Below are 15,212 nucleotides of genomic sequence, written 5' to 3' on the forward strand. Positions count from 1 at the left end.
CTGCCCCACAGCAAGCACCAAAAGTCAGTGAAGCAGCTGTTCATCACCGGTCTGGATTTTTAATAAAATCACAGGACCTACCTTATGACTACAACACTCTATACCCTACCCGTCTTAGAACAAATCACCTCGGCTATCAGCCAGCGTCAGATTGATGAATTACCTGTTCTGGTTATCACCCATCCTAAAGTCCGTGCCGCGATAACCCTGCAGGGTGCACATCTTCTGGCTTACCAGCCTACGGGTGAAGAGCCTGTACTGTGGCTGAGCAGCGAGTCTGCGTTCAAATCTGGCGTTGCTATCCGTGGCGGTGTTCCTATCTGTTGGCCATGGTTTGGCCCGGCAGGAAAACCGTCGCACGGTTTTGCTCGCAACTTGCCATGGGAACTGACGTCTCATCAGGAAGATGAAAACGGTGTCGAACTTCTGTTAACGCTGAAAGCAAATGCAGAAACCCGGGCAATGTGGCCGCACGACTTCACGCTGACGGCGCGTTTCCGTCTGGGTAAAGAGTGTCATATTGAACTGGAAGCAGCGGGTGATTTCGAAGCTACCACCGCACTGCACACCTATTTCAATATCGGTGATATCAACAAGGTGAAAGTGTCAGGTCTTGGCACACGTTTTATCGATAAAGTCGATGGCGGGAAAACGGCGCAGCAGCAAGGTGATTTAACCTTCAGCGGCCAGACTGACCGTATTTATACTCAGGCAGAGGCAACCAGTCTGATTGTCGATTCTGCATTGAACCGCACGCTGGTTATCAAACATCAGCATAACAGCGATGTGGTAGCGTGGAACCCGGGCGCAGAGCTTTCTGTCAGCATGAAAGATATGGCTGATGACAGTTACAAAACGATGGTATGTGTCGAAACTGCTGCCGTGAGCGCGCCACAAAAAAGCACGCCGTCAGCACCGGCAAAACTTGCTGTGACCATAAGTCAGCGTTAAAAAGCCGCCGTCAAACGACGACCGCACCACAGATGTGCAAATGGGGCGCAATGCCCCATTTTATTACAATTCACGCACCATGATGCAGCGCGAGAGAGTTAGAAGCTGTACGTCACACCCGTCCACAAGATTCCGGTGTAAGATTTATCAACCATCGGGCTGTCTTTCACTTCATCAGCTAAACGAATATAACGACCGGTGAAGAAACCTTGCCACTGGCTGTTAAAGTCATACTTAGCGGAAAGCTCAACATAGGGGCTGAAGCTGTCGTTAGGCGAATAGCTGCTCAGGCCACTGCGACGGGATTCATTGCCGTTGATACCGTAGTAGTACTTATTCTGGTTACTGCTGTTCCAGGATACGCCCACCCCAGGGATCAACGCCCAATTATCCTGATGGAATGCATACAGATACGCCACATCAGCAACCAAACCGTTGCTATTGTTAAGAACGTCACCGTTGAAGGTTGTGCGGATGGTGCCCCACTCTTCATTATGAGAATAGGCCAGACCGCCCATCAGGGTGCCGCGACGCTTATCCAGACGCTTCATCTGTGAATCATCGGTGTCGTCAGTATCAAAACCAAATGGAATATAGGTTGCCGTCAGGCTGAGTTTATTTTTGTCATCCTTCCACAGGTAGTACCCTGCAGTCAGAGTATGAAAATAAAAATCATCGCCTTCATAGCTGATAATCGGTACCGGGTAAACTTTGGTGTCATACCCTTTGTACGGGGTCGTGCCAACGAGTGCAGATGCACCCAGCGCCCAGGTACCAGCCGTTGCTGCATGGCTGAACATGATGGCAGTCGCTGCGATGGACAGTGTTCTGAAATGCGAAACTTTCATTGTTAATAGATCCCTTATTGTAATAACCGCCAATAGTGTAAGCGAAGACTAATGACTGCGCTTAGCATTTACAGTTCGGTCGAACTATTTTGCTCAGAAAACCAAGACGATCGCATAATTTATATGCAAAGTATGAAATAAAAATGACTAAAAGAATTTCATTACCCTCTCAGACCACGTCCTGTAAGGGTTCAAAGTAGAATTCCCTTAAGTGAGTCATTGATATGTCTTAAAAAATGGGAGGGAGGTAGAGGAAATTTTTGTAATGCCAAACTACGCTTATTAATAGACGAAAGACTCCACCTGAGGCGCTTCCCGCCCCGGGGATTGCAGACAGTTTATATTTTTCGCGGTCTGTCACCCCGAACGATGGGTTTCTGCAAGTTGGCATAAGGGTTGCTGTACTCAGATGGGGAGCTTTCTTCCGGGAGCAGAACGATTCCTAACGCTCTCATTTACCTGTGCTATACCCAACGTCGTTGGCGCTGCGGCTATCCGGCAACACCGCCAATAACAAGGGGTAAATTAACGAAGGACGGGCATCGTATGAACATATTTGACCATTATCGCCAGCGCTATGAAGCTGCCAAGGACGAAGAGTTCACACTTCAGGAATTTCTTACCATTGCCAAGCAAGATCGCAGTGCTTATGTTAACGCTGCGGAACGTCTGCTGATGGCCATCGGTGAACCAGTGATGGTAGATACCGCACTTGAATCTCGCCTGTCGCGTTTATTCTCTAATCGGGTTGTCGCCCGTTATCCTGCGTTTGAAGAGTTTTATGGTATGGAAGATGCTATCGAGCAGATAGTTTCCTACCTGAAACACGCAGCGCAAGGGCTGGAAGAAAAGAAACAGATCCTTTATTTACTCGGCCCGGTGGGCGGCGGTAAATCCTCGCTGGCTGAACGCCTGAAAGCCTTAATGCAGCGTGTTCCTATCTACATTCTGAGCGCGAATGGCGACCGCAGTCCGGTTAATGATCATCCTCTGTGCCTGTTTAACCCACAGGAAGATGCCACTATTCTTGAAAAAGAGTACAACATCCCTACCCGTTATCTCGGCACCATCATGTCCCCGTGGGCAGCAAAACGCCTGCACGAGTTTGGCGGGGATATCACTAAATTTAAAGTCATCAAAGTCTGGCCCTCTATCCTTGAGCAAATTGCTATCGCTAAGACTGAACCCGGCGATGAGAACAATCAGGACATCTCCGCGCTGGTCGGTAAAGTGGATATCCGTAAACTGGAAAACCATGCGCAAAACGACCCTGATGCTTACGGTTATTCCGGTGCTCTGTGCCGCGCTAACCAGGGTGTGATGGAGTTCGTCGAGATGTTCAAAGCGCCAATTAAAGTGCTGCATCCGCTGCTAACTGCCACGCAGGAAGGTAACTATAACGGTACTGAAGGGATCTCCGCCCTGCCGTTCAACGGCATTATTCTTGCGCACTCCAACGAATCCGAGTGGGTGACGTTCCGTAACAACAAGAATAACGAAGCTTTCCTGGACCGTGTTTATATCGTTAAAGTGCCTTACTGCCTGCGCGTGTCGGAAGAGATGAAGATCTACGACAAGTTACTCAGCAACAGTGAGCTGGTGCATGCCCCCTGTGCGCCGGGAACGCTGGAAACACTGGCCCGCTTTTCCATTCTGTCGCGACTGAAAGTGCCGGAAAACTCCAGCAGTTATTCCAAAATGCGGGTGTACGACGGTGAAAGCCTCAAAGACACGGACCCGAAAGCCAAGTCATATCAGGAGTATCGTGACTATGCCGGGGTAGATGAAGGAATGAATGGTCTGTCGACCCGTTTTGCCTTCAAAATTCTGTCACGGGTATTTAACTTTGACCATGCAGAAGTGGCCGCTAACCCTGTTCATCTTTTCTATGTCCTCGAACAGCAAATTGAGCGTGAGCAGTTCCCGCAGGACATCGCAGAGAAATACCTTGAACACCTGAAAGGCTATCTGATCCCAAAATACGCCGAGTTTATCGGTAAAGAGATCCAGACCGCCTACCTGGAGTCTTACTCAGAGTACGGACAGAATATTTTCGACCGTTATGTTACCTACGCTGACTTCTGGATCCAGGATCAGGAATACCGTGACCCGGATACCGGCCAGTTGTTTGACCGGGAAGCGCTAAATGCCGAGCTGGAGAAAATTGAAAAACCGGCTGGGATCAGTAATCCAAAAGACTTCCGCAACGAGATCGTGAACTTTGTGCTGCGCGCCCGTGCGCAAAACAGCGGGCGCAATCCGAACTGGACCAGTTACGAAAAACTGCGCACGGTGATTGAGAAAAAAATGTTCTCAAATACCGAGGAATTACTGCCAGTTATCTCGTTCAACGCCAAAACGTCGACCGATGAGCAGAAGAAACACGATGACTTTGTCGACAGAATGATGGAGAAAGGATATACACGCAAACAGGTTCGTCTGCTGTGTGAATGGTATCTGCGCGTAAGAAAATCCTCATAACAGAGGATCGATGGCAACGTCGTTTGGGGGAAATATGACGTACTTTATTGACCGACGACTGAATGGCAAGAATAAAAGCGCGGTTAACCGCCAGCGCTTTTTGCGCCGCTATAAGTCGCAAATCAAACAGTCGATTGCCGAGGCCATCAACAAGCGTTCGGTTACCGACGTAGACAGTGGGGAGTCTGTTTCGATCCCCATCGAAGATATCAACGAACCTATGTTCCATCAGGGCCGGGGGGGATTGCGTCACCGCGTTCATCCCGGCAATGATCATTTCGTGCAAAACGACCGTATCGAGAGGCCCCCCGGCGGCGGTGGCGGCGGGAGTGGTCAGGGTGATGCCAGTAAAGATGGCGAAGGCGAGGACGAGTTTTCCTTCCAGATCTCCAAAGATGAATATCTTGACCTGTTGTTCGAGGATTTGGCGCTGCCTAACCTGCAAAAAAATCAGTTCAGGCAACTGACCGAATACAAAACGCATCGCTCCGGTTACACCTCTAACGGTGTCCCGGCCAATATCAGTGTTGTCCGCTCACTACAAAACTCCCTCGCCCGCCGCACGGCGATGACCGCAGGGAAAAAACGGGAACTGCGCGCGCTGGAGTCCACACTGAGTGAAGTGGAGAACAGCGAACCGGCGCAGCTATTGGAAGAGGAACGGCTACGCAAAGAAATTGCCGAGTTGCGGCAGAAAATAGCCAAAACACCGTTTATCGATACCTTTGATTTACGCTACAAAAACTATGAACGTCGCCCTGAGCCTTCCAGCCAGGCGGTGATGTTCTGCCTTATGGACGTCTCTGGCTCCATGGATCAGGCAACCAAGGATATGGCCAAGCGTTTCTATATCCTGCTCTATCTGTTCCTGAGCAGGACGTATAAAAACGTGGACGTGGTCTACATCCGTCACCATACACAAGCGAAAGAAGTGGATGAACAGGAGTTTTTCTACTCACAGGAAACTGGTGGGACCATCGTTTCAAGCGCCTTGAAGCTGATGGATGAGGTCATCCAGGAACGTTATGATCCGGCGCAGTGGAATATCTACGCTGCACAAGCATCCGATGGCGATAACTGGGCAGATGACTCCCCGCTGTGTCATCAGATACTCGCACAAAAACTGTTACCGATGGTGCGCTACTACAGCTATATCGAGATAACCCGTCGCGCTCACCAGACACTGTGGCGCGAATATGAAGTATTGCAGGAGAAATTTGGTAATTTCGCCATGCAGCATATACGTGAACCGGAAGATATCTACCCGGTATTCCGGGAACTTTTTCATAAGCAAACTGCAGATAATTGATTCTTATATCCAGTACGGTGGTTATTTTCCACGCGCCAATTTTAAGACAATAAAAAAGCCAATGGAGCAATCCACTGGCTTTCTTTTTATTTAATGTGCTTAACACCGCACGTGCGACAAAATTACAAACCGTAAACCAGGTTTATTGAGGTCACCGTATCGGTTTTATCCGGCGCACTGGCTGGCGGCTGGGTGTTATAGGTCACGTCATAAGCCAGTTTCAGCGAGAAGCTCTTGTTGATAGCCACTTTCAGCGCAGTCTCTGAGTTGTAGGTGGTTTCATCATTCGCTAACACGGAGAAGGCTTGCGTAAACTGAGCCGTATCACTGATTTTATATCCGTAAACACCAGAGCCATAAGCCAGAGCCCGGGTATTATGACCACCCTGCTCGAATTCATCATGACGAACACCAGGACCCGCTTCAAGGTTGAGGGTATGAACCGGACCGTTCCAGATCTGGCGACCATAACCCACCGCACCGACATCACGCGCGCGATAGCCGTTGTAGCGGTCACTGAGCCAACTGCCCTGACCAAATACGTAGTTGCTATCGTCCAAATTATAACGGCTACGGGCACCGGCCTGATATTTTTCAGATGAGCGCACACCTGATGACGAGGTGTTACGCGCAGAACCCCAGATACTGTTGGCAGTATTGGTGTTAAACCATGTCATGGTGGTATCTGCACTCAGTGATGAGTTACTTGTGTTACCCGTCTGCGCGGTGTAACCGGCCTGGATGTTACCATCAAAGGGTTTTTTAGCCGTGGAAGGATCATCCAGCGACGTAAAAATGGTGGTGTCTGCAAGGCTTGAGATACTGAACAACGCTGCACCGCAAACTACGGCATAAGCGGGTAAACGACGTACAACCTGAAAAAACATTTTGCTTCCCCAATAGACTTAAGGCAAATAACACGCCATAACGTTAGCGCTTTACTCAAAAAAACAGCACTCATCGAAATAACTCTGCCATTCATTAAGTTCCCTTAACCAAGCCTGGCAACTCCCTTCGATGACGCACGGACTTATTCAAACATCGAAAAACTCGTACGAATATACAGCACCTTGAGGCTGATATCCTTTTTTAACGGGATCTTTTAGACAGTTCCGAGTGACAGTTATCTCCTGACATGGAAACAACCAAAATCATTACACTTTATTTCCCTGTTCTTTAAATTCAGCCCTGAATGATGATTTATTCACTCGCCTAAAAGGGACCGTGGCAAATGTCTGCGCCCTTCACTGAGCAGATTTCGGCCGAACCCTACGCGGTATCTTGTCCTTTTGACCGGGGCGAGTTAGCTTTAGACCAGTTGATAACATCTTATTGCGCCGCGAGTTCCTCGCAGGCTGCCTTCAGGAGGAGTGGTCATGGCTTTACAACAAGAGATTATTCAGGCTCTGCACGTTAAACCGCACATCGATACTGCACAAGAAGTGCGCGTTAGCGTCGACTTTCTTAAAAATTATCTGCTGGCCCATCCCTTTATCAAATCTTTGGTACTGGGCATCAGCGGCGGGCAGGATTCTACTCTCACCGGTAAACTTTGCCAAACGGCAATTAGTGAATTGCGTGCACAAACCGCAGACGACAGTTATCAGTTCATCGCGGTGCGTTTGCCCTATGGCGTGCAGGCAGATGAGTCAGACTGCCTTGACGCCATCAACTTTATCAAACCCGATCAAGTTCTTACCGTGAATATCAAAGATGCCGTGCTGGCCAGTGAAGCCACTCTGCGCGCGATTGGCATGGAATTAAGCGACTTTATCAAGGGCAATGAAAAAGCACGCGAACGCATGAAAGCACAGTACAGCATCGCCGGAATGCGCAAAGGGGTGGTGGTTGGCACTGACCATGCAGCAGAAGCCGTGACCGGATTCTTCACCAAATACGGTGACGGCGGCACTGATATCAATCCGCTATTTCGTCTGAATAAACGTCAGGGGAAAGCGCTTCTTCATTACCTTGGTTGCCCGGCTCATTTGTACACCAAAGTGCCGACTGCCGATCTGGAAGAGGACCGCCCTTCACTACCAGATGAAGTGGCGCTGGGCGTGACCTACGAGGTGATCGACGATTATCTTGAAGGCAAAAAAGTTGACGATACGTCCGCGGCTATTATCGAGGGCTGGTACACCCGCACTGAACATAAGCGTCAGCCGCCAATTACCGTGTTTGACGACTTCTGGAAGAAAAAATAACGCCCTGAGTTAACCCGATAAAAACAACGGGCGCCCTGGTGGGTCCGTTGTTTATTAATCATTTTATCTCTAACATTTAACAACCTCTTTCCATCCCGGCATGAAATCATTACCCTTAGCCTCCCTTCGAACACGGACTATGATGTTTTCTATGCAAAAATTCCTTTTCCTGCTGCTGAGTTTAGTCCTGCTGGGACCTCTGGGGATCGACCTCTATCTCCCTGCCATTCCTGCCATCGCCAGCGGTCTGAACAGCTCTGAAGAAGTGATTCAGTCTTCCATTTCGTTATTCATTCTGGTGATGGGTTTGGGCCAATTGATCGCCGGTCCGCTGGTTGACCGCTTTGGCCGCCGGCCGATGGCCATCATCGGTGTGGTGGTGTATCTGGTCGGTGCAGCCATTGCTGCCACTTCGGTGACATCGCTGATGTTTATGCTTTCACGGGTGGTCCAGGGGCTGGCGGTCTGCTGTACGTCAGTAGTCATTTTCAGCGGCGTGCGTGACCGCATGAGCGGCAATGATGCCGCACGGGCTTACGGCTTCCTTAACGGTACGCTGAATATTATCCCGGCGTTAGCGCCGCTGATTGGCGGATTGATCGCGCAGTACTATGGCTGGCGCGCTCCTTTCTGGGCGCTGTGCGGTTACACCATCGCAGTGCTGATCCTGATTCTGTGTAAACTGCCAGAAACCCGCCCTGCCGATACACAATCCGGCGGTGCCCTGCCGTTTAAGCAATATGCACGGATTTTGCTCAATAAGCGTTTCATTACCTTTGCGGCTGTCAATGCAGGCGCGATGGGCATGGCGCTAACCTACGTCTCTCTGGCTCCAACGGTGCTGATGAGCCAGGCCGGGCTGACGCCGTTTGAATTTTCGTTGGTATTCGGTGCCAACGGTTTTTGGATCATGGCAGTCAGCTTTATCGCCAATCGTATTATCCAAAAAGTGGGCAGACCGCTGTGTCTGGCGACGGGCGGTGTATTGATGTTTACGGGATGTGCAGGCTTGGTGGCTGGCCTGACGCTGGTAGCCCCTGAGGCGCAACACGCGACATGGCTGTACATGATGCCGGTTGCCTGTGCCTGTGCCGGTCTGGCATTCCTGATTGGCCCAGCCACCAGTTATGCGCTGGAGCCGTTCTCCAATGAAGCGGGCGTGGCATCAGCGTTAGTCGGATCGGTACAAATGACCGGAGGGGCGCTGTTCGGTTTTATTGCGATGGCGCTGCCATTGCAGCCGAAGCTCAGCCTCGCACTGGTCATGCTGGCGGGAGGCGTGCTGGCTCTGCTGGCTCGTCGTGCCAGTAAAGCCTCGGCGGGCCGCCTGACCCGCCTGGATTAATCTTGTATTAACCGATCGGGTGCATTTTGTGGCTGGTCGGATGCGTTGCCGCAAAGTCCGCACTGTAACGCTCAACGCCCAGATCATCGGCCGGTATTGCCGGTGTCACGCCGGACATAATGTCTGCCAGCAGCTGGCCTGAGCCACACGCCATGGTCCAGCCCAGCGTCCCGTGACCGGTATTGAGGAACAGGTTTTTGATGCGGGTTTTGCCCACAATTGGCGTGCCGTCCGGCGTCATCGGACGCAGCCCGGTCCAGAATGTGGCTTGTTCGATGTTGCCACCATTCGGATAGAGATCACGGACCACCATTTCCAGCGTTTCGCGCCGCGCTTTTGCCAGCTGGGTATTGAAGCCGACAATTTCAGCCATCCCGCCGACACGAATACGGTCATCGAAACGGGTAATGGCAATTTTGTAGCTCTCATCCAGCACGGTGGAATATGGCGCAGAGGCAGGATCGGTTATCGGGATGGTCAGCGAGTAGCCTTTCAGCGGATAGACCGGGATTGACACCAGATCGGCCAGCAACGCGGTAGAGTAAGAACCCAAGGCCACCACGTAGGTATCCCCCTTCACCACCTCAGGACCGCACTGTACACCGGTGATTTGTCCGTTCTCCACCAGTAACTTGTCTACGCTGCGGTTAAATTCAAATACCACACCGGCCTGACGCGCCATTTCAGCCAGTTGACGGGTAAACAGCTGGCAATCACCGGTTTCATCATTGGGTAAGCGTAGACCGCCTGTCAGCTTATGGGCAACCTGCGCCAGGGCTGGTTCAACGGTCGCCAATTGGTTAGCTTCCAGTAACTGATAAGGCACACCGGCTTCCTGCAAAACAGCGATGTCCTTGGACGCGCTGTCGAACTGTTGCGCGGTGCGGAATAACTGTAATGTGCCGCCCTGACGCCCTTCGTATTGAATGCCGGTATCTTCGCGCAGCGCTTTCAGGCAGTCACGGCTGTATTCTGCCAGTCTGACCATGCGACTTTTGTTAGTCTGGTAGTGATCCATATTGCAGTTACGCAACATCTGCCACATCCATTGCAGTTGGAAGCGGCTGCCATCAAGGCGAATGGCCAGCGGTGCATGGCGCTGAAACATCCATTTAATGGCCTTCAGGGGAACACCCGGCGCTGCCCACGGCGCGGCATAGCCAGGGGATATTTGCCCGGCATTACCCGCACTGGTCTCTTCCGCAGGACCGGCTTGTCTGTCGATAACGGTGACCTGATGACCGGCTTTCGCCAGATACCAGGCACTGGCGACACCGACGACACCACTGCCTAAAATTACCACACGCATACTCGACTCCAGTCCAAGGCAATATAAAGCATAATATTCTGTGCACAGGAAATTAACCTGACGAAGGAAAACTGCCAACATCAACGGCCATAACTGTGACTCATTTCACAATTATTTATCCTTGATCTGACGATGTTTTTCAATAGCTGCTTAAAAATAACAATACCGCGCAACATTCGCTCTGTCATGACGTAAAAACAGCCGTGTGACTATTGTGGCAATAATTAATCATCGCTCAGCATTAGCGTTTAAAGGCGCAACTCTTTCGTTATTTAATTCTGATATAATCGCAATTTCACAGAACATTATTCCGATAAAAAGTTATTGGGTAATATTCCCTCATTTCCGTTTATGCATTGACTGTTTCGCGGCCGTGGCGAATGATGGAACTGTCCCTTTCGCGTCCCCGGTCCGGCCCTTTTACTGCGGCGCGAAAGCCTAAAAAAGCGTATGACTTCAGACTGATTCAGCATAAACCCCGGATTGAGCTACGATTATGTAGGGGCGCGCAAATTAGTAAGAAACAGTTCTGAATCAAACACTCTGTTGCGTCCGTAACTGAATGAGGGTGGCGGCTTATGACGACAAAGACCCAGGAACATACCACTGAAAACAAACGCCTGAGCGATGGACCGGACTGGACGTTTGAATTATTGCAGACTTATCTCGAAGAAATTGATCGGGTTGCGAAGTCTTACCGACTTGATACCTACCCACACCAAATTGAAGTCATCACGTCCGAACAAATGATGGATGCCTATTCCAGCATCGGCATGCCGATCAACTACACGCACTGGTCTTTCGGCAAAAAATTCATCGAAACCGAGCAGCGTTATAAGCACGGACAGCAAGGGCTGGCGTATGAAATAGTCATCAACTCCAATCCTTGTATTGCCTATTTGATGGAAGAAAACACCATGACCATGCAGGCTTTGGTGATGGCGCACGCCTGCTACGGGCACAACTCTTTCTTTAAGAACAATTATCTGTTCCGCAGCTGGACCGATGCCAGTTCAATTGTGGATTATCTGCTGTTCGCCCGCCGCTATATCAGCCAGTGCGAAGAGCGCTACGGCGTGGAAGAGGTAGAGCGGCTGCTCGATTCGTGCCATGCGCTGATGAATTACGGCGTAGACCGCTATAAAAGACCACAAAAGATTTCGCTGATTGAAGAAAAAGCACGGCAGGAAAGCCGCGAAGCCTATCTGCAAAGTCAGGTGAATTCGCTATGGAAAACACTGCCGCGCAAAGACAATGTCGATGCGCCAGAACAAATCCGCCGCTTTCCGTCCGAGCCGCAGGAAAACATTCTCTACTTTATGGAAAAGAATGCGCCGCTTCTGGAACCCTGGCAGCGTGAAATTTTGCGTATTGTGCGCAAAATAAGCCAGTATTTTTACCCACAGAAACAGACGCAGGTCATGAACGAGGGCTGGGCTACCTTCTGGCATTACACCATCCTTAATCATCTGTATGACGAAGGGAAAGTGTCGGAAAAATTCATCCTCGAATTCCTCCATAGCCATACTAATGTGATTTTCCAGCCACCGTATAATAGCCCCTACTACAGCGGAATTAACCCCTATGCGCTTGGGTTCGCCATGTTCCAGGACCTCAAGCGTATTTGTCAGTCACCGACGGAAGAAGACCGTTATTGGTTCCCGGACATTGCGGGATCTGACTGGCTGGAGACGCTGCATTTTGCTATGCGCGATTTCAAAGATGAGAGCTTTATCAGCCAGTTCCTGTCGCCGAAAGTCATGCGTGATTTCAAACTCTTCACCGTGCTCGATGACGACCACAATAATTATTTGGAAATCGCGGCGATTCATAATGAGGAAGGTTACCGGGCGATTCGTCAGGAGTTATCGGCCCAATACAATCTGAGCAACCATGAACCGAATATTCAGATCTGGAATGTGGACTTACGTGGAGACCGTTCGCTAACGCTGCGCTACATCCCGCAGGACCGTGCGCCTCTGGATAAAAGTCGTCGGGAAGTGATGAAGCATATTCATCGCCTGTGGGGCTTTGATGTGTTTATGGAGCAACTCAATGAAGACGGTGGCGTAGAATTACTGGAGCGTTGCCCGCCTCGCCCAACACCGTTGTGAGCCAAACAAGGCCGATTCAGGCTATTAAAAAAGGGCGCTGCGGCGCCCTTTCCTGTGGTTTACGTTTACGGATGTTGCTGATCAGCGTTTTTTATCGGTCAGGTCACCAGGCATGGCGCTTTGCATGCTGTGCCAGATTTCACCACTCTGACGGCCGTAATCACGCACGCAATCAACAATTTGATCATGGCTTTTTTCATCACAAATTTGTGACAACTTCAGATAAAAAGTGATCGCCAGTTTACGTGCTTCAGGGTTGGAGAAATAATAACGACCAACGCGGGTATATAAACCACGCAATCCGTTAATAATCAGACCGTAAATTGGATTGCCGGACGCAAACGCTAAGCCACGGAATATGCCGTAATCCAGTTCGGTAAAGGCCTCGGAACTGTCAGAGACATCCTGCGCTTTCGCCAGGACCTTCTGGGTTTCTTCCGGGTTACTGCGCATGGCCTTACGGATAAATATCGTGGCGATGTTGGTTCTGACTGACAACAGATTATCAATCAACTGCGGTACGCTGTCGTGATCAAGACGCGCCAGGGTTTCCAGGATATTTAACCCTGAGGTTTCCCAGAAGTTATTGACCTTGGTCGGCTTACCATGCTGAATAGTCAACCAGCCATCGCGCGCAAGCCGCTGTAAAACTTCACGTAATGTGGTACGTGTAACGCCAATTAATTCTGAAAGCTCACGTTCGGCAGGTAGAATAGTTCCCGGTGGAAAGCGGCTGTTCCAAATACTTTCAATGATGTACTCTTCGGCGAAACCGGCAGGACTCTGCGCCTTAATAACCATGTTTTTACGTTCCGTTTAGGACTTTTTATAAGCGATGTAATTCGGCTCATCATACCAGACGAAAATGGCATGTTATAGCGCCCTTTCGGAACTTATATTGAAACTGTGCATAGCTTGGCACTATTTTCCCTTAAATAAGCAGTTTTAGCACAATTTATTCATTCACTCCGCCTTGAATGGCTGAAGTGACTAGCCCAGGCTATTGATTTTATTGAATTACAATCAGGAGAACGACAGCATCATGGACATGACTTTCAGACACGCATTTGTCAAAAACTTCCTTGGCCAGTCACCTGTCTGGTACAAGCTGGCGATCATTGCCTTTCTTATTATCAATCCCTTGATCTATTTCCTGGTCAGCCCCTTTCTGGCCGGCTGGTTGTTGGTGGTCGAGTTTATTTTTACCCTGGGGATGGCGCTGAAATGTTATCCGTTACAACCAGGCGGTCTGCTAGCCATTGAAGCGGTGATGATTGGCATGACCAGCGCGGACCGAATCCGTGAAGAGATTGCCTCGAATCTGGAAGTGATCCTGCTGTTGATCTTCATGGTGGCCGGTATCTACTTCATGAAGCAGTTACTGCTGTTTGTCTTCACCAAATTACTGCTAAATATTCGCAGTAAAGTCGCCCTTTCGCTCGCTTTCTGTCTGGCTGCCGCGTTTCTTTCCGCGTTTCTTGATGCCCTGACAGTGATCGCCGTGGTGATCAGCGTCTCCGTCGGCTTTTATTCTATTTACCACCGGGTGTCGTCGAGCAGCGACGAACAAAACGATGTCAATGACGACAGCAGCTTCAGCGGCAATCAACAACATCATGCCATTCTTGAACAGTTCCGTGCTTTCCTGCGCAGCCTGATGATGCATGCTGGAGTGGGCACCGCACTGGGCGGTGTAATGACGATGGTCGGTGAACCGCAAAATCTGATCATTGCTAAATCAGCGGGTTGGCAATTTGCCGACTTCTTCCTGCGCATGTCACCGGTTTCCGTACCCGTATTCATCTGCGGACTGCTGGTTTGTTTTACGGTAGAACGCTTTAGTTTATTTGGTTATGGCGCGCAATTACCCGAGCCGGTTTACGACGTCCTCAAGCAATACGACCAGAAAAATACGGCCCAGCGCGATAAACAAGAGCGAATTAAGTTGGCTGTGCAGGCGGTTATTGGTGTTTGGTTGATTGTCGCGCTGGCTTTCCATCTGGCTGAAGTAGGACTGATTGGTTTGTCGGTCATTATCTTTGCTACTGCACTGTGCGGCGTAACCGACGAACACGCCATCGGCAAAGCCTTCCAGGATGCCCTGCCGTTTACCGCATTATTGACCGTATTTTTTGCCATCGTGGCCGTGATAATCGAGCAGCATCTCTTTAGCCCGATTGTGCATTTCGTTTTGCAGGCTGAACCTGGCAACCAACTTTCCCTATTTTATCTGTTTAACGGACTGCTTTCGTCCGTTTCCGATAACGTGTTTGTCGGCACGGTCTATATCAACGAAGCTAAGGCCGCCCTGCAAAGTGGTGCCATTTCGCTGCAACAATTTGAGCTGCTGGCGGTTGCCATCAATACGGGCACTAACTTGCCGTCGGTGGCGACGCCAAATGGTCAGGCTGCATTTCTGTTCCTGCTGACGTCCTCGCTCGCGCCGCTTATTCGCCTTTCTTATGGCCGGATGGTATGGATGGCGCTGCCTTATACTGTGGTAATGACGTTGGCGGGTTGGCTATGTGTCCAATTTTTATTGCCCGATATGACGGCGTGGTTCAGTTCGATGCAGTGGATATCTTTACCTCATGTTAACGAGGTTGTACCGAACCATTAACCGAGTATTTCTGAACATCAAAATAAAG

11 protein-coding genes are annotated in these 15,212 nt (G+C 50.1%); 7 read left to right on the forward strand and 4 right to left on the reverse strand.

Annotated features, from left to right (window positions below):
* Positions 1-84 precede the first annotated feature (84 nt).
* Positions 85-951 (forward strand): D-hexose-6-phosphate mutarotase, encoded by an 867-nt coding sequence (locus EAH77_RS17065; protein ID WP_140474010.1) that lies wholly within the window; start codon positions 85-87, stop codon positions 949-951.
* Between the two features lie 98 nt (positions 952-1,049).
* Here the strand turns inward: EAH77_RS17065 and EAH77_RS17070 are convergent, their stop codons facing one another.
* Entirely contained in the window at positions 1,050-1,799 is a 750-nt protein-coding gene (locus EAH77_RS17070) for a MipA/OmpV family protein (RefSeq protein WP_140474011.1), read from the reverse strand.
* Between the two features lie 546 nt (positions 1,800-2,345).
* Here EAH77_RS17070 and yeaG point away from each other — a divergent pair.
* On the forward strand, positions 2,346-4,280 hold the full coding sequence (gene yeaG / locus EAH77_RS17075; RefSeq protein ID WP_140474012.1) for a protein kinase YeaG: 1,935 nt from the start codon (positions 2,346-2,348) through the stop codon (positions 4,278-4,280).
* 34 nt (positions 4,281-4,314) lie between these two features.
* Positions 4,315-5,589, forward strand: coding sequence for a YeaH/YhbH family protein (locus EAH77_RS17080; RefSeq protein ID WP_140474013.1), 1,275 nt, complete (start codon positions 4,315-4,317; stop codon positions 5,587-5,589).
* A 122-nt stretch (positions 5,590-5,711) separates the two neighbouring features.
* On the opposite strand, the gene EAH77_RS17085 is transcribed toward EAH77_RS17080, so the two are convergent.
* On the reverse strand, positions 5,712-6,476 hold the full coding sequence (locus EAH77_RS17085) for a DUF481 domain-containing protein (protein WP_140474014.1): 765 nt from the start codon (positions 6,474-6,476) through the stop codon (positions 5,712-5,714).
* Positions 6,477-6,965: 489 nt separating this feature from the next.
* On the opposite strand from EAH77_RS17085, the gene nadE reads away from it, so the two are divergent.
* Positions 6,966-7,796 (forward strand): ammonia-dependent NAD(+) synthetase, encoded by an 831-nt coding sequence (gene nadE / locus EAH77_RS17090; protein WP_140474015.1) that lies wholly within the window; start codon positions 6,966-6,968, stop codon positions 7,794-7,796.
* Between the two features lie 151 nt (positions 7,797-7,947).
* Positions 7,948-9,141: a multidrug effflux MFS transporter gene (locus tag EAH77_RS17095; protein WP_140474016.1), complete on the forward strand. Its 1,194-nt coding sequence runs from the start codon at positions 7,948-7,950 to the stop codon at positions 9,139-9,141.
* Between the two features lie 7 nt (positions 9,142-9,148).
* On the opposite strand, the gene EAH77_RS17100 is transcribed toward EAH77_RS17095, so the two are convergent.
* Positions 9,149-10,450: a D-amino acid dehydrogenase gene (locus EAH77_RS17100; RefSeq protein ID WP_140474017.1), complete on the reverse strand. Its 1,302-nt coding sequence runs from the start codon at positions 10,448-10,450 to the stop codon at positions 9,149-9,151.
* Positions 10,451-11,028: 578 nt separating this feature from the next.
* Here EAH77_RS17100 and EAH77_RS17105 point away from each other — a divergent pair.
* Positions 11,029-12,564 carry a SpoVR family protein gene (locus tag EAH77_RS17105; RefSeq protein ID WP_140474018.1) on the forward strand — a complete coding sequence of 512 codons (1,536 nt, stop codon included), beginning with the start codon at positions 11,029-11,031 and terminating at the stop codon, positions 12,562-12,564.
* Between the two features lie 81 nt (positions 12,565-12,645).
* On the opposite strand, the gene fadR is transcribed toward EAH77_RS17105, so the two are convergent.
* The gene (gene fadR, locus EAH77_RS17110; RefSeq protein ID WP_140474019.1) at positions 12,646-13,365 is read right to left on the reverse strand and encodes a fatty acid metabolism transcriptional regulator FadR; all 720 of its coding nucleotides are present in this window, start codon (positions 13,363-13,365) and stop codon (positions 12,646-12,648) included.
* 241 nt (positions 13,366-13,606) lie between these two features.
* Between fadR and nhaB the strand changes: the two genes are divergently transcribed.
* The gene (gene nhaB / locus EAH77_RS17115) at positions 13,607-15,184 is read left to right on the forward strand and encodes a sodium/proton antiporter NhaB (RefSeq protein WP_140474020.1); all 1,578 of its coding nucleotides are present in this window, start codon (positions 13,607-13,609) and stop codon (positions 15,182-15,184) included.
* Positions 15,185-15,212 lie beyond the last annotated feature (28 nt).

The organism is Ewingella americana (assembly GCF_006438725.1).
GTDB classification, from domain to species: domain Bacteria; phylum Pseudomonadota; class Gammaproteobacteria; order Enterobacterales; family Enterobacteriaceae; genus Ewingella; species Ewingella americana_A.